The sequence below is a fragment of the Sorangium sp. So ce367 genome (genome assembly GCF_051520455.1).
GTDB lineage: Bacteria > Myxococcota_A > Polyangia > Polyangiales > Polyangiaceae > Sorangium > Sorangium cellulosum_B.
Genome location: NZ_CP150334.1, coordinates 4945024 through 4959503, shown reverse-complemented (window position 1 = coordinate 4959503; position 14480 = coordinate 4945024). Strand labels below are relative to the sequence as shown.

Genomic DNA, 14480 nt, shown 5'->3' with positions numbered 1-14480 from the left:
CGTAGTGCCTGGACGCTCGCCGCCGCGCGAGGGCGCGACGGCTCAGGGAGAGGGGCATCGAGATGCGAGACCTGAAGGGGATCGTCGAGGTGGAGCTGCTCGTCGAGGAGAGCGGCGCGCTCACGCCGACGCGGGAGTACGTCCATCGGGATACGACCTATGTCGAGGGGCGGTCAGGCCAGCGCTATGCGCTGCGCGTGCGGAACCTGACGGGCGCGCGCGTCGAGGTGGTGCCCACCGTCGATGGCCTCGACGTGCAGAGCGGCAAGGACGCTTCCTTCGACGCCCGCGGCATGGTGATCAGGGCGCACGAGTCGTTCGATTTCACCGGATTCCGGATCAGCCAGGAAGATGTCGCGACGTTCCGGTTCGGGAGCATCGAGCAGTCGTACGCCGCGCAGATCGGCAAGCCCCGCAACGTGGGTGTCATCGGCCTGGCGGTGTTCGAGGAGCTCGCGCCCCCGCCGCCGCCACCCCCGCCTCCCTTCACGCCGCCCCCGCCGGCGTTCGGCGGGCCGCAAGGCGGCGGGCTGCCGCCGCCGGCGCCGGGGTTTGGACCGCCCGCGCCCGCGCCCGCTGCTCCGCCGCCAGCCCCCGCGCCGGGCGCCGCGCCGGCCCCCGCGGCGCCGAAGGGGCTGGGCACGACCTTCGGCGAGCGGCGCGAGTCCCGCGTCACGTCGACGCAGTTCACCCGGGCGACATCCAAGCCCGCCGCCGTCCTGGTGATCCGCTACGAGCAGCGCGAGGGGCTGAGGGCGCTCGGCATCGACGTGGACGGGCTGCACCAGCGCGAGACCGCCAGCCCCTTCCCCGCCGAGACCGGCTTCGCCAAGCCGCCGCCCGGCTGGAAAGGCTGAGCGCCGGAGACCTCCGCGCTGGCGGCCGCCCGCGCGCGTCAGGGCCGCCCGGCCCCGCGTAGCGCACGACGTGCGGTTGACACGGGAGTCATGATCAATCCCTCATTTTGTTGGCATTATCAGCGGAAAATTGAACAGGGAGACGGGGGAGATCGGTGGGATTCGACTCCCCGTCTCCCCGTCTCCCTGTGAATCTTCTCGAAAAATTCGAGGCGGTACTTCAGAAGGGAGTCGTCACTTTCGTCAAGTACGTCAACCCGTGGTTGACGTCGCGGCGCTACGACGCGCCGCCATGAGGACGCCCACGCCACGAGCGCTGCGCGGGTTCACGGGCACACCCGTGAACCGTCCGTAGGCGGTTCCAGGCAAGTGGCATTGTCGTTGCCTATCTCGTGGCAGAGGAGCAGCGCCGGCCCGGTTCGGCGGCCACCATCTCCGGGCCGCGGGTCGCCCATCCTGATTCCAGAACGAGAGGTAGCGACATGAGATTTGAAATGAAGTCAGCTTTCACTTTGCTGCTCGTGATCGGCGCCGTCGGAGCCATCCAGATCGGCTGTTCAGACGACGCGGCGACGCCGGACGACGACGGCCAGGGAGGCAGCAGCTCGAGCAGCAGCGCCGCAGCGACCGGCGGGAGCACCAGCAGCACGGGCGGCGCCGGCGGCGGCAGCACCGCCGCGAGCACCACGAGCAGCGCGACCACGAGCAGCTCCAGCACGACGGCCGCGAGCACCACGAGCAGCGCGACCACGAGCAGCTCCAGCACGACGGCCGCGAGCGCCACGAGCAGCGGCACGGGCGGAGAGGAGCCGCTCGGCGACGAGCTCCCGATGGTGATCCCGACGCCCACGAACGGCAACGGCGAGATCAGGAACCAGACGACGGTGCTCAAGAACGCCGCCCACGGCGGGCAGGACGTCTACGACTTCAACAACCAGAAGATCGGCGTGAACAACACGGAGGACTGCGACGACGGCGAAGGCCAGAAGACCGTGTTCGAGGTCGAGGACGGCGTCACCGTGAAGAACCTCATCATCGCCGGCGGCCTCCCCGGCGGCAACGGCATCGTCTGCAAGGGCGACTGCACGCTCGATCACGTCTACTGGGAGGACGTCTGCGAGGACGCGGCGACGAACAGCGCCGACGGGGCGACGATGCACATCAACAGCTCCATCGCCCTGCACTCGGCCGACAAGATCTTCCAGCACAACGCCAAGGGCGGCTCCACGACCATCGTCACGAACTCGTACATCGCCGACTTCGGGAAGCTCTGGCGCTCGTGCGGCGACTGCACCGCGAACGGCGGGCCGCGCCACCTGATCATCGACAACGTCAGGGTGGACCGCGTGAAGACGACGGTCGCGGGCGCGAACCAGAACTACGGGGACACGGTCACGATCACGAACCTCTACGTCAAGGGGGGCTACGACGCGGACGACGACAAGCCGAAGATCTGCCAGGAGTACAGGGCCGTCACCGATCACATGGGCGAGTCCGAGAAGCTCCACGGGGGCGCGAGCCAGTGGGACACCGCCACCTGCCGCGTGAGCAAGAGCGACGTGAAGAGCTGGTGATCGCGCGAGGGGCAGCGCGCGCCAGCGTCGCTGCCCCCTGCACCTCGGCGCGGGCCGCCGCGCCCGTGACGACCGCGCCGTCCACCGACGACCCCCGCGCAGCGCCGCTACGCGCCCGCGTCGAGCTTCCGGCGCAGGTTGTCGCGGGCGCTCGCCTCGAGGCGGGCGTGGAAGTACGGCGAGAGGAAGATCCGCTCCGCCGCGAGCAGCTTCTCGAAGAAGCGCCGCCGGCCCGCGGCGTAGAGCTCGGGCGGCACGGCGCTGTACTCCGCGGCGATCGCCCGGTCGTACGCGTCGAACGCCGCCGCGTCGCTGCCCAGGATGGCCATGTCGCAATCGAGGAAGAGGGCCTCTTCCTCGACGACGTCCGCCGGCCCGAGGGCCCCGTGGCGCGCCGTGAGCAGGATGAGCCGCTCGATGAGGCCCTCGTCGAGCCCCTCGCCGGGCAGCCAGCGCGCCACCGCCTCGCGCGCGAGCTCCGCGCTGCGCGCCTCGTTGTCGTGGCGGCCGGGCACGTACACGGCGTCGTGGAAGAGCGCGGCCAGGAACACCTCCCGCGGCCTCCGCCAGCCGACGTCGCGGGCGACCTCGCCCACCCGGCGGAGCACCTCGCGCACGTGCGCCAGGTCGTGGTACGCGCGCCCGGGCTCGCCGTAGGCCGCGCGCACCGCGCCCCACAGCGGCTCGGGCAGGACCAGGCCGTCCGGGGCCTCCGGCGGCGCGTCGCCGTCGCCGCGCGCCTCGCCCGCCGCGATCCCGCCGTCCGGCCTCACGCGAGCACCAGATCCTCGGGGCGGAACAGCTCCCCGTCGTACGTGGCGACGCGGCCCTTCTCCGTGGCCTTCGCGTGGTTCTTCGCGAGGTTGGCGCGCCCCTGGATCTCGCGATCCGTCAGGAAGCAGTCGACGTCGGCGACGCACAGCCCGGCCGAGATCGTCGGCGACCGCTCGACGCGGCGGTAGCGGCGGCGGGCGAGCCGCTCCTGAAGCGCGCGCAGGAAGTCCACCGCCCAGGCGCGCGTCGCGTTGGGCAGCGTGATCATGTACTCGTCGCCGCCGAACCGGTACGCGTGCCCGTGCGCGAAGACGTGCGCCTCGATGCTCTCCATGAGCGGCGGGAGCACGTGGAGATCGACCGCGGTCTCGGTGTGCTGGACGTTGAACGCCTTGAAGTCGTCGATGTCGATGAACGCCACGGCGATCGAGGCGCCGCGCAGCGCGCAGCGCGCCCGGTAGTGCGCCAGATCCGGCAGGAAGAGCCCGGGCGCCTCGAGGATGTGGAACTTCTCGTCGTACTCGCGCGGGCGGAGCGGCGGCGCCTCCGGCGTCACGGCCTCGGCGTGCCGGATCGACATGTAGTCGGTGAGCTGCGGCACCTTGAGCGCGCGCGTGGCCGCGAACCAGGGCGCGGCCATCAGCTGCTCCAGCCCGTGGACCTCGCGCCGGAGGTGCCGGATCGTCTCGGCGTTCACGGCCTTCTGCAGCGGCTCCTCGATCGCCGTGGCGCTGTCGCGCCGGAGGTCGATCAGGATGCGCTTGAGCAGCGGGCCCTGCGTGTCGTGGATCTGCGCGTGCGGCGGGCGCAGCTCGAGCTGCCGCCCGAGGAGGCTCAGCTGTCCGATCAGCTCCGTCACCTCCGGCGGCTCGTAGCCGCGGAACTCCTGCCGGATCACGTCCGCCACGTCGCGCCGGAACGCCTCCGTGAAGCGGGTGACGCACTGGGACATGATCTTGGCCTCGGACTGCGTGAACTCGAGCACCTCACGAGGATATCCTGACGGCGTGCGTCCAGCGCCCCGGACGCACCGCGCGCTGGAAATCCGCCGGAAATTCGGAGATGCTGCCCCGTCCCCCTCCCGCGCGATCAATGCACGACCCCACCCGGACGATCACGACCCTCCGAAGCGACGCGGTCGAGCTCCCGGACCTGCGCATCCTCGTCACCCCGCAGAAGAGCCCGCCGATCGAGGCCGCGCTCGGCGTGGCGCCGCTCGTGCTCGGGACGAGCGGCGAGTGCGACGTCATCATCCCCGACTCGCGCGTCTCGCGCCGCCACTGCCAGCTCCGGTTCTCGCCGCGCGGGGTCGTCCTCACCGACCTCGGCAGCAAGAACGGCACGTTCATCAACGACGTCCTGATCGTCGAGGGCTTCCTCACCCCGGGCGCCATCGCCTCCCTGGGCGGCGTGCCCCTCACCGTGCGCGTCGGCGGCGCCCCAGTCGTCGTCCCGCTCTCCACCTCGGCCAGCTTCGGCGAGGCCCTCGGCAGCAGCGTCCCCATGCGCGCGCTCTTCGCCCGCCTCGAGCGCGCAGCGGCCACCTCGGAGACGATCCTCCTGCTCGGCGAGTCCGGCACCGGCAAGGAGGTCCTCGCCCGCGCCATCCACGCGGCGAGCCCGCGCAGCGGCGGCCCCTTCGTCGTGTTCGACTGCAGCGCCGTGGCCCCGAACCTCATCGAGGCCGAGCTCTTCGGCTACACGAAGGGCGCGTTCACGGGCGCCCAGGGCGCGCGCGCCGGCCTGCTCGAGGAGGCGAGCGGCGGCACGCTCTTTCTCGACGAGATCGGCGAGCTCCCGCTCGATCTCCAGCCGAAGCTCCTGCGCGCGCTCGAGGCCCGCCAGGTGCGGCGCATCGGCGCGGCCGCGTACACGTCGTTCGACGCCCGGGTGATCGCCGCCACGCACCGTGATCTCCAGGGCCGCGTCGCGTCGGGCGCGTTCCGGGAGGATCTCTATTACCGGCTCGCCGTCGTCGAGACCGTCGTGCCGCCGCTGCGCGAGCGCAAGGAGGACATCCCGCTGCTCGTCGAGCGCTTCCTCGCGGCGCAGGTGCCGCCGCGCTCGCTCGCCGACCTGCCGCCGAACGCGCTGGAGCTGCTCCGCGGGCACCACTGGCCGGGCAACGTGCGCGAGCTCCGCAACACCGTCGCGCGGCTCATGCTGTTCCCGCACCTCGCCGAGGAGGCGATCGTCAAGGTGGCGCCGCGGCCCGCCGACATGGGCGTCGGCCAGTTCGCCGCGCTGCCGCTCCGCGAGGCGCGCGACATGGTCGTCGAGCAGTTCGAGCGCACGTACATCGCGATGAAGCTCCGGGAGAGCGGCGGCAACGTGGCGCGGGCCGCCGCGTCGATGGGCGTCTCCCGGCAGCTCGTCCACCGGCTGATGGAGCGCTACGGCATCCGCAGCAAGGGCTGACGGGGCGCGCGGCGCTCAGAACGCGCCGCGGAGCGAGAGCCCGGGGCCGCCCGGCGAGAGCGAGAAGCTCGCGATCGGCGCGGCGGGCGCGACGGGATCGAGCTGGAAGTAGAGCACCGCGCCCAGGCCGGCCGCGAGGAACCCCACGCCCGCGGAGATGGCGCCGGCCTTCCACGTGAGATCGATCGCCTCGACGTCATCGGCCGGGCATCCGGGCGCGCACCGCCTGCGGAGCTCGCTCCGATCGAGGTGCCCCTTCACGCCGAGGAACGCGCCCACGCCGAGCCCCGCCGCGCCGGCGCCGACGAGCACGAGCGGCCAGCGCTGCCGCACCGGCGGCGCGTCGGCGCCGGCCGCGGGGCGCGACGGGGCCGGCGCCGGCGCCGGGAACCGCACCGCGATCGGCAGCGCCTTGTCGCCAGGCGGCACCGTGACCACGGTGACGACCCGCGTCCCCGCCGCGTCCTCGAAGGTCAGCGTATGGCGCCCGGGATCGAGCTCGATCGGGTCCTTCGGGAGCGCGTCGACCAGCGGCGCGCCGTCGAGGAGCACCCGGACCCGGCCCGGCGCGCGGCCGTCCGCGGACGTGGCCGACAGCGCGACGCTGGGCATGTCGCGCTCGACCTGCTCGCTCCAGCTCTGGCAGTCTCGGGCGAGCGTCGCCGGGCACGCGCTCACGCAGGCGCGGAGCTCGGCGCGGGCGCGCAGCAGCGCCTTGTCGCGGAGGAGCTGCTGCGCCTGCTCGTACGAGGCCGCGCACGTCTCTCCCACGCCCTGAGCGCGGGCGCGTGAGCCCGCGAAGAGCGTGGCAGCCGCGGCAAAGGCGGCGAGGAGGCGCCCTTTCATCGCAGCGCAGGCTACACGCTTCCGTCGTTCACAGGCACTCTCGCTTGATCCGCCGGATGCCGTTGGCGTCCAGATAGTAGGGAGGCACGCAGCGCGACCGCGGCCGCGCGCTGCGCGCGGGGGAAGCGGCGCGCGCGCCCGCGGCGCGATCCGGCGCGGCCGGCTCCGGCGCCACGGCGGCGCTCGCGGAGGGCCCCGGCGCGGCCGGCTCCGGCGAGGCCGCCGGTGCCCCAGGCGAGGCCGCGGACGCCGCCGACAAGGCCGCAGGCGCCTCCGCAGACACCTCCGGCGTCCCCTCGCTCGCGACAGGCGCCGCTACCGCTGGCGGCGAGGCGACGGACCGCGAGGGCTCGCCGGCTCCGGCGCGCTCGGCCTGCGGCGCATCGGGCTCTGGACGCACGCTACAGCTCCGGCCGAGGGCCACGGCGAGCACAAGCGCGCTGGCGCCGAGCGCGAGCGTGGAGGCGCGGACGAGCTGCGCGCTCGCCAGCCGCGGCGGCGCCGCCGCGGCGACCGGCGTCGCGAGCGCCGACGCCACGGGCCGCGCCATGTCCTCGACCGTCCTCGTCATCGTCGGAACCGTCACCGAGGTCCGCAGCGCGCGCCCGCGGCCGCCAGACGGCTGCGCGAGGCGCGCCTCGACGTCCCGCGGCGGCGCGTCGTCCACGGCGGCGGGCCTCGGCGGCGGCGGCGCCGGGGCCGCGCTCCGCTGCGACGTCTCGATGGCGGCGAGGCTCTTCGCCCGCGCCTCGAGGAGCGTCCCCGCCGTCGCCTCGACCCACGCCCCGACCGCGCGCGGGCTCGCCGGCGGCAGCGCCTCCTCCAGCGCAGCCGCCATCTCCAGCGCGGTCGCGTAGCGCCGGGAGGGATCCCTGTCGAGGCCGCGGAGCACCACCTCGTCGAGCGCCTTCGGGACGTCGCCGTAGACGCTCGGCGGCTGGACGACGCCCTCGAGGATCCGCCCGAAGATCTCCGCGTCGCACTCCCCCGTGAACAGCCGCCGCCCGGTGAGCACCTCCCAGAGGACGACGGAAGCGGCGTAGATGTCGGCGCGGCGGCTCAGCGGGGCTCCGCGCAGCTGCTCCGGCGCCATGTAGCTGAGCTTGCCCTTGAGCTGCCCGACGCGGCTCACCTGGCTCCGCACCGCCGCCCGCGCGATCCCGAAGTCGAGCACGCGCGGGATGCCGTCCTCGCCGACGAGGATGTTCTGCGGCGACACGTCGCGGTGGACGATCTCGAGCGCGGCGCCCTCCTCGTCGGTCGCCTCGTGCGCCGCGTGCAGGCCCGCGAGGGCGCCGGCGATGATGGCCGAGCCGATCGGCTGCGGCACCTGGGCCCCTCGCCGGCCGGCCTCGCGCAGCAGGCTCGAGAGCGACTCCCCCGCGATGTACTCCATGACCACGAAGAGCTCGTCGTCGGCCTGCACGCTGTCGAGCGTGGTGACGACGTTCGGGTGGCGGATGCGCACCGCGAGCCGCGCCTCGTCGAGGAGCATCGACGAGAACTCGGGATCCCTGGCGAACTGCGGGTGCAGGCGCTTGATCGCGACCGTGCGGGCAAAGCCATGGGCGCCCACGAGCCGCCCGAAATGGACGGACGCCATGCCCCCGGAGGCGATCACGCCATGGAGCGTGTACCGATCGAGGGTCCGCCGCTCGCGCTCCTGAGCAGGTGCCATGGTGGCTCTGTTCTACAACATCTCGGCAGCGTTGCCGGACGGTAACCTGCGCGCCGCGCTCGCGTCAGGCGGCCAATGACGCCGGGCAGCGGCGAGGGCGCTCGACGCGGCAGATGGATGTCTGAGCGCCCCTGCAGAGGTGGGACCGGTGGAGAAGCAACTGCGTGTGTCCACAGTGTCAACTCACGGTTGACACGGATCGAGCTGGCGCAAGCGCCGTCGGATCGAGCGCTCCGAGCGCGCCGCGCGGCGCGGCAGGGACGCGGCGGCCTCCTGCTACAGGGGAACCTCGATCACGCTCTCGCAGGTGAAATCGACGCTCAGCTTGGCCACGATGTCCGCCTGGACCGTGGTGCACGCGTCGACACACAGCACGATCTGCGTCGGACTCGCGGGCTCGTCGTAGCGCCAGGCGCCCTCGGTCGCGCAGCTCTGGTCGTACACGAGCTCCGTGGTCGCGCTCGATCCGCTCGTGTAGAGCACGCGGACCTTCTCCTTGTCGAACGCGCTCCCGTCCGGCGGGAGCGGGATCGCCATCGTGCACGAGACCGAGGCGCCGCGGATCCGGTCGACCGCCGCCTTGAAAGCGGCCGTCGTCTGCGAGGGATCGCCGGTGTCGATGAGCACGGCGCCCTCGGTGCCGCCGGCCGCGGCGATCTCGTGCAGGTCGTCGAGGGTGTCCGGCGCGCCCTTGATCGGCGGGTTTTCGACCCCGATGACGTAGGTCGGGACGCCCTCCGCCAGCGCCGCCTGGGCGTCGGCCACGACGGCATCGATCGTGTCGGAGGCCTCGTCGCAGCCCTGCGGGTAGCCGTCCGTCACGAGCACGATCGCGTATTTCCCGGGGTTCTGCTGCCGCTGCGCCTCGATGAACGCGCTCGTGCCCCGCATCACCCACGCGGTCGGCGTGCCGCCGCGCCAGTCGTCCGAGCTCTCCGGCTCGATCGCGTCGATCGCCTCGGTGAAGGCCGCCGAGGGGAGCGGCGTCAGCGGCACGTCCGGCGTCCCGTAGATCTCGGACGAACACTTGTCGTCGTCGGCGGGAAAGAACGAGAGCGAGGCCGTCAGTCCTTCGGAGCCGGGATCCGAGAAGAACTGCTTGGTCGCAGCGACCACAGGCTTCCACTTGAGGGCCTTGTCGTGCCAGTCCTTGTCGCCCTTGCCCATGCTGCCCGAAACGTCGAACGCGAACGCCAGGTACACGGGCTGGAGGGATGCCGCCGCCGTCTGGGTGGCGCACGCTCCGCCTCCGCCCACGGGGCTGGCGCTGCCCGCGCCACTCGATCCGGGCCCGATCCCGTCGCCGATGTCCAGCGAGCCCCCCGCGCCGGAGCCGGAGCCGTAGCTGCCGCCCGAGCTCGCCCCTTCACCTTCTCCCCCTTCGCTCGGGCTGCTGCCGCACCCGAGCCCGACCGCAGCCACGCTCAGCACCGCCGTGACAACTCTAAGCAATTCCATGCATCGACTCCTTGCACCGCCGCGCGCCGGCACCGCGCCGCCGCCATCAAGCCACCTGGATCGCGCGTGGTCCCAGGCCTCGGCTCTCCGTCTCCATCTCCAAAGCACACGAGGTGCCAGCGCGCGGAGGCTCGGGGGCGCTCACTGCACGGGCGCAACGTGGGAGATCAACACGCCCATGTTCTTGATGAACGACTCCACGGAGATGCCCGTCGGCGACTCCTCGTCGGCGTACGTCGCTGGCGCCTTCGTCGGGTCGTACGGGGAGGTATCGTTGCGATCGCCGACGTGCGTGGTGGCGTAGGTGTCCTCCACGAACGGCTCGGCGGCGCCAGGACCTTTGTAAGGGTTCGTGATCATCGTGATCTTGGTCGGCCAGTAGCCCTCTCCGTTGAGCTCGCCGACGAGCTTCTGCGCGTCCTCCGCGGTCACCGGCGCGGTCGTCATCGTGGCGCCGGCGTACAGGTCCTCGAGCTTCACCTCGCGCAGCGAGAAGTACCGAGGCAGCGCCACGGGCCCCGTGATCTCGAGGGGCGAGCCCGCCGTCAGCGCCTCGGGCGACATCGCCGCGAGCTCCTCGTAGCGGGCGCGCATGGCGTCCACGTCGAGCTTGCGCGCCTGCCCGTAGTGGCCGATGGGCTTCGCGGGGTCCTTGTCGAAGTAATACTCGCCGTTGACGACGTTCGAGCCGCGCCGGTGGACGTAGAGCGGAATGTCGGTCCCGATCTCGATGTACGTGGGGTGCGTTCGGTCGGGGAAGATCTCCACGAACTCCGGCGGCAGCTTGACCTTGTCCAGCCAGTCCAGCGCCTCGGGCACGCGGGCGATGAACTTCTCGCCCCCGGTCATGTTGTAGAAATTGAGGAACTGCTGGATGTTGTTGGCCGTCGTGTGGGTGGTCAGCGCCTCCGGCTCGTAGGTGCGCGCCCTGGCCGGCTTGCCGTCCTGCGTGAACTGAAGTCCCCACGCGGGCTGCGGCGCGGGTTGCTGCAACGCGACGAAGTTGTCCATGGCGCGCTCGATGTTCCCGAGCAGCCGCGACTCGCCCAGCGCGAGGTGGCACATGATCAGGAACTTGATGTTCTCTCCGGCCACGTCGTCGTTGAAGGTGATGTGGCTCGTGTAGTCGGGCTCGCCGCCCTTGCCCATCAGCGGGAAGCGCTGCGGCCAGCCGCCCCCCTCGTACTGGCTCTCGGTGACGAAGCCGATCGCCTTGTAAAGGGGCTCGCGGAACCGCTCGTCCTTCTTCTCGAGGTACATGCGCAGGAGGAGCTGCGAGGCCACGGCGGTGCCCGCGTCGTCGAACGTCGCGTTGCCGTAGTAATGCTGGAACTCCTCGAGCCGCCAGCCGTTCTTGCCGATGGTGTCGTACCAGTCCTTGAGCGACTCCTCCCCGGCGAAGTCGTAGATGTAGTTCCAGCCGCCGGCCTCGTGCTGGGCCTCGATCAGGGCGAGCGTGACCTGCTCGGCTGCCTTGTAATAGAGCTCGTCGCCGGTGGCGTGGTAGGCGTCCAGGTAGACGTGCCCCATCGACGGCGTGCCGGGCGGCTGCACCCACAGCATGGTGCGCTTCGCTTCCATCTCGCCCCAGCTCCGCGAGAGATCCGGGAGGTAGCTCCACACGTAACCGCCCTTGTACGCGACCTTCTCGCTCATGAAGGTGGCCGCGCGCTTCATCGCGTCGACGTACGGGACCATCTCGGGCGGCACTTCCGGGCCGGGACCAGGGCCCGGCTGGCTGTCCCCCCCGCAGGCGGCCAGCGCGAAGGGCGCGAACGGCAAGAGGATCGACATCGCGAACGTTCTGCGTTTCATAGTTCCTCGACCGCACGGGGCCGCCGCGTCGGTCGCAGGGCCCGTCGAAAAGACATGGGATGTTGGTGGACTGGAGAGGCTGGTCGGATTCCCGCGCTCAGGGCATGTACTCTTCGCGCGCGGGGGTGAACACATCGAGCACGACAGACGGCTCGAACGCCCAGGCCTGGTGCTCGACGCCCCCGCGGACCACGAAGCTGTCCCCGGACCGCGCCTCGAACTCCTCGTCTCCACACGAGAACTTGAGGTGTCCGGAGAGGATATAGACCAGCTGATCGTGAGGGTGGCTGTGGCGCGCCCCGGCCCAGCCGACCTCCATGTGGTGCTCGACGAGCATCATGTTGGGGTTGTGGGCGAGCACCCGGCGCTTCAGCCCCGGCTCGGGCGTGAAGAACTCCACTGCATCGCCCGACACGCGAGCCAGGCTCGGGACATCGCTTCTCTTCAGATGACTCATGCTTCCTCCGGCGCCTCGCGGCGGCTCCGCTCAGCGCGCTCCTCGATCCCGGCCCGCGCGGACCGGACAACAGCCAGGAACTCCCGCGCTCGCTCCGTGAGGACCTCGTCGCAGCCGGCCTCGAGCGCCGAGGCGTCGACGAGCTCCCCGCCGACCCCGAGCGCGACGGCGCCGGCCTCGATGAACTCGCGCGCGGTGGCGAGGTTGACCCCCCCGGTCGGCAGCATCTTCACGTGCGGGAGCGGCCCCCGCAGCGCGCGCAGGTACTTCGCGCCGCCCATCGCCGAGCACGGGAACACCTTCACCGCGTCGGCGCCGGCGCTCCACGCGGCGATCACCTCGGTCGGGGTGAGCGCCCCGGGGAAGACCGCCTTACCGAGCTCGCGCGCCGCGCGGATGACCTCGAGGTCGAGCCCCGGGCTCACGATGAACTGCGCGCCCGCCTCGATGCACGCGCGGGCTGCGTCCGCGGTGAGCACCGTGCCCGCGCCGACGAGGACGTTGCTCCCCATCCGCGAGGTGATCTCGTGCATGACGGCGAGGGCGTCCGGGACCGTCATCGTGATCTCGAGGACCTCGATCCCTCCGGCGCACAGCGCGCGACCGGCGCGCACGGCGAGCGCGCCGCTCGACGCGCGCACCACGGGGACGACGCCGATCTCCTCGATGCGGCGGACGACGTGCTCGCGGTCCATCGCATGATTCATCGCGTGATTCATCCCGTGATTCATCGCTTGCCTCATCGGTCGATCCTCGCGCTGGCCCCGCTCATCGCCCGCCGCACCTCGGCGAGCGACGCCATCGACGTGTCGCCCGGGGTCGACATCGCGAGCGCTCCGTGCGCCACGCCGCACTGGAGCGCCCACTCCGGGCTCTGCTCCGAGAGGAGCCCGTAGATGATCCCCGAGGCGAACGAGTCGCCCCCTCCGACGCGGTCGAGGATCTCGATGTCCCGCTGGGCGACCTCGTAGAACTCGCCCTTGCAGTACAGGATGCCTCCCCAGCCGTTGACGCTCGCGCTCCTGGCCGTCCTGAGGCTCGTGGCCACGACCGAGATGTTGGGGAACGCCGCGACGACCTCCGAGATCATCCGGCGGAACCCCGTCGCGTCGAGCTGGCGATAGCCCTCATCGACGCCGGGCACCTCGAAGCCGAGCGCCGCGACGAAGTCCTCCTCGTTGCCGAACAGGCAGTCGACGTAAGGCATCAGGGCGCGGTTGACCTCGCGCGCCCTCGCCTGGCCGCCGAAGTTCTTCCAGAGCGAGGGCCGGTAGTTGAGATCGTAGGAGATCCGCACGTCGTGCTCGCGCGCGGCCTCCATGGCCTCGCGCGCCACGCCGGCGGTGGTCTCCGAGAGCGCGCAGAAGATGCCGCCCGTGTGGAACCAGCGGGCGCCGCGCTCCCCGAAGACGGCCTTCCACGGGAGGTCGCCGGCCTTCAGCCTGGAGGCCGCGCTGTGGCCGCGATCCGAGCACCCCACGGCGGCGCGCGGCCCGAAGCCGCGCTCGGTGAAGTTGAGGCCGTTGCGCGCCTCGCGGCCCACACCGTCGTAATCGACCCAGCGCACGTGGGAGGTGTCGACCCCGCCCTGGAGCATCAGGTCCTCGATCAGCCGCCCGACCGGGTTGTCCGCGAGCGCCGTGACGATGGATGTCCGGAGCCCGAAGCAGCGCCGGAGCCCCCGGGCCACGTTGTACTCTCCCCCGCCCTCCCCGACGTCGAACGCCCGCGCGGTGTGGATCCGCCGCTCTCCCGGGTCGAGGCGCAACATCACCTCCCCGAGGCTCACCTGGTCCCACGCACAGCTCTTTGCATTTCGGATCTTCATCTTCACGCTCCTCAACGGCTCATCCACCCGCCGTCGACGACCAGCACGTGGCCGTGGACGTACCTGCTCGCCTCCGAGCACAGGAACAGCGCAGCTCCCGCGATGTCGCTCGGCTCGCCCCAGCGCCCCGCCGGGATGCGATCGAGGATCTGCCGGCTGCGCGCCTCGTCCGCCCTGAGCGCCGCCGTGTTGTCCGTCGTGATGTAGCCCGGGGCGACCGCGTTCACGTTGACGCCCCTCCCGGCCCACTCGTTCGCGAGCGCCTTGGTCAGCTGCGCGATCCCGCCCTTGGACGCCGCGTAGGCTGGCACCAGGATCCCGCCCTGGAACGAGAGCAGCGACGCGATGTTGACGATCCTGCCCGAGCCTTGCTCGAGCATCTGCTTTCCGGCGAGCTGCGACAGGCGGAACGCGGACGTCAGGTTGACCTCGATCAAAAGGTCCCAGTCGTCCTCGGAGTACTCGACGGCCGGCGACCTCCGGATGAGACCTGCGTTGTTCACGAGGACGTCGATGCGCCCGAGCTCGGCCTTCGTCCTCCGGACGAGCTCCGCATGCGAGGCGCGATCCGCGAGATCCGCGGCCATGCCGGTGGCGCGACGCCCGAGCTTCCGCACCGCCGCCATGGTGGCCTCGCCCGGCTCGTCCTTGCCGTGACAGGCGATGTCCGCGCCCGCCGCCGCGAGCGCCGTCGCGATCGCGGCGCCGATCCCCGTGGCCGAGCCCGTCACGAGCGCGACCTTGCCGTCCAAACGAAACGGATCGTTCGTCATTG

Annotated in this window: 14 protein-coding genes; 3 read left to right on the top strand and 11 right to left on the bottom strand. The window is 71.7% G+C overall.

The genetic code is table 11. From position 1 onward, the window contains the following. The first annotated feature begins 62 nt into the window (after nt 1–62). Nucleotides 63–857 (top strand): hypothetical protein, encoded by a 795-nt coding sequence (locus WME97_RS18900; RefSeq protein WP_437553579.1) that lies wholly within the window; start codon nt 63–65, stop codon nt 855–857. A 385-nt stretch (nt 858–1242) separates the two neighbouring features. On the opposite strand, the gene WME97_RS18895 is transcribed toward WME97_RS18900, so the two are convergent. Further along, nucleotides 1243–1707: a hypothetical protein gene (locus tag WME97_RS18895; protein WP_437553578.1), complete on the bottom strand. Its 465-nt coding sequence runs from the start codon at nt 1705–1707 to the stop codon at nt 1243–1245. On the opposite strand from WME97_RS18895, the gene WME97_RS18890 reads away from it, so the two are divergent. Next, complete coding sequence (locus WME97_RS18890) at nt 1688–2431, top strand: pectate lyase (protein WP_437553576.1); 744 nt, start codon at nt 1688–1690, stop codon at nt 2429–2431. The two genes, WME97_RS18895 and WME97_RS18890, sit on opposite strands and share 20 nt — an antisense overlap. A 107-nt stretch (nt 2432–2538) precedes the next feature. Here the strand turns inward: WME97_RS18890 and WME97_RS18885 are convergent, their stop codons facing one another. Both WME97_RS18885 and WME97_RS18880 read right to left on the bottom strand, forming a co-directional pair. After that, entirely contained in the window at nt 2539–3186 is a 648-nt protein-coding gene (locus WME97_RS18885; RefSeq protein ID WP_437555434.1) for an HD domain-containing protein, read from the bottom strand. 14 nt (nt 3187–3200) lie between these two features. After that, nucleotides 3201–4190, bottom strand: coding sequence for a diguanylate cyclase (locus tag WME97_RS18880; RefSeq protein ID WP_437553574.1), 990 nt, complete (start codon nt 4188–4190; stop codon nt 3201–3203). A gap of 107 nt (nt 4191–4297) precedes the next feature. Between WME97_RS18880 and WME97_RS18875 the strand changes: the two genes are divergently transcribed. Next, a complete protein-coding gene (locus tag WME97_RS18875) occupies nt 4298–5623 on the top strand; it encodes a sigma 54-interacting transcriptional regulator (protein ID WP_437553572.1) in 1326 nt (441 codons plus the stop codon). 15 nt (nt 5624–5638) lie between these two features. Here WME97_RS18875 and WME97_RS18870 read toward each other — a convergent pair whose 3' ends face one another. From WME97_RS18870 to kduD, 8 genes are all read right to left on the bottom strand, one after another. Beyond that, complete coding sequence (locus WME97_RS18870; RefSeq protein ID WP_437553570.1) at nt 5639–6469, bottom strand: hypothetical protein; 831 nt, start codon at nt 6467–6469, stop codon at nt 5639–5641. 28 nt (nt 6470–6497) lie between these two features. Beyond that, nucleotides 6498–8147 (bottom strand): serine/threonine-protein kinase, encoded by a 1650-nt coding sequence (locus tag WME97_RS18865; protein ID WP_437553568.1) that lies wholly within the window; start codon nt 8145–8147, stop codon nt 6498–6500. Between the two features lie 276 nt (nt 8148–8423). Further along, nucleotides 8424–9605, bottom strand: a complete 1182-nt coding sequence (locus WME97_RS18860; protein ID WP_437553566.1) for a vWA domain-containing protein — start codon at nt 9603–9605, stop codon at nt 8424–8426. Between the two features lie 141 nt (nt 9606–9746). Continuing rightward, entirely contained in the window at nt 9747–11420 is a 1674-nt protein-coding gene (locus WME97_RS18855; RefSeq protein ID WP_437553564.1) for a pectate lyase, read from the bottom strand. Nucleotides 11421–11517: 97 nt separating this feature from the next. Further along, nucleotides 11518–11877, bottom strand: coding sequence for a cupin domain-containing protein (locus tag WME97_RS18850; protein WP_437553562.1), 360 nt, complete (start codon nt 11875–11877; stop codon nt 11518–11520). Continuing rightward, a complete protein-coding gene (locus tag WME97_RS18845) occupies nt 11874–12572 on the bottom strand; it encodes a bifunctional 4-hydroxy-2-oxoglutarate aldolase/2-dehydro-3-deoxy-phosphogluconate aldolase (protein WP_437555432.1) in 699 nt (232 codons plus the stop codon). Before WME97_RS18845 ends, WME97_RS18850 begins: the two co-directional genes overlap by 4 nt. A 44-nt stretch (nt 12573–12616) precedes the next feature. Continuing rightward, nucleotides 12617–13705, bottom strand: a complete 1089-nt coding sequence (locus WME97_RS18840; RefSeq protein WP_437553560.1) for a PfkB family carbohydrate kinase — start codon at nt 13703–13705, stop codon at nt 12617–12619. Nucleotides 13706–13716: 11 nt separating this feature from the next. Beyond that, nucleotides 13717–14478: a 2-dehydro-3-deoxy-D-gluconate 5-dehydrogenase KduD gene (gene kduD / locus WME97_RS18835; protein ID WP_437553559.1), complete on the bottom strand. Its 762-nt coding sequence runs from the start codon at nt 14476–14478 to the stop codon at nt 13717–13719. Nucleotides 14479–14480 lie beyond the last annotated feature (2 nt).

Bases quoted from the DNA above. Each gene is read 5' to 3' on its own strand.
- WME97_RS18900 (WP_437553579.1), top strand. From the start codon at position 63: ATGCGAGACCTGAAGGGGATCGTCGAGGTGGAGCTGCTCGTCGAGGAG.
- WME97_RS18890 (WP_437553576.1), top strand. From the start codon at position 1,688: ATGGTGATCCCGACGCCCACGAACGGCAACGGCGAGATCAGGAACCAG.
- WME97_RS18875 (WP_437553572.1), top strand. From the start codon at position 4,298: ATGCACGACCCCACCCGGACGATCACGACCCTCCGAAGCGACGCGGTC.
- WME97_RS18870 (WP_437553570.1), bottom strand. From the start codon at position 6,469: ATGAAAGGGCGCCTCCTCGCCGCCTTTGCCGCGGCTGCCACGCTCTTC.
- WME97_RS18865 (WP_437553568.1), bottom strand. From the start codon at position 8,147: ATGGCACCTGCTCAGGAGCGCGAGCGGCGGACCCTCGATCGGTACACG.
- WME97_RS18860 (WP_437553566.1), bottom strand. From the start codon at position 9,605: ATGGAATTGCTTAGAGTTGTCACGGCGGTGCTGAGCGTGGCTGCGGTC.
- WME97_RS18855 (WP_437553564.1), bottom strand. From the start codon at position 11,420: ATGAAACGCAGAACGTTCGCGATGTCGATCCTCTTGCCGTTCGCGCCC.
- WME97_RS18850 (WP_437553562.1), bottom strand. From the start codon at position 11,877: ATGAGTCATCTGAAGAGAAGCGATGTCCCGAGCCTGGCTCGCGTGTCG.
- WME97_RS18845 (WP_437555432.1), bottom strand. From the start codon at position 12,572: ATGGACCGCGAGCACGTCGTCCGCCGCATCGAGGAGATCGGCGTCGTC.
- WME97_RS18840 (WP_437553560.1), bottom strand. From the start codon at position 13,705: ATGAAGATCCGAAATGCAAAGAGCTGTGCGTGGGACCAGGTGAGCCTC.
- kduD (WP_437553559.1), bottom strand. From the start codon at position 14,478: ATGACGAACGATCCGTTTCGTTTGGACGGCAAGGTCGCGCTCGTGACG.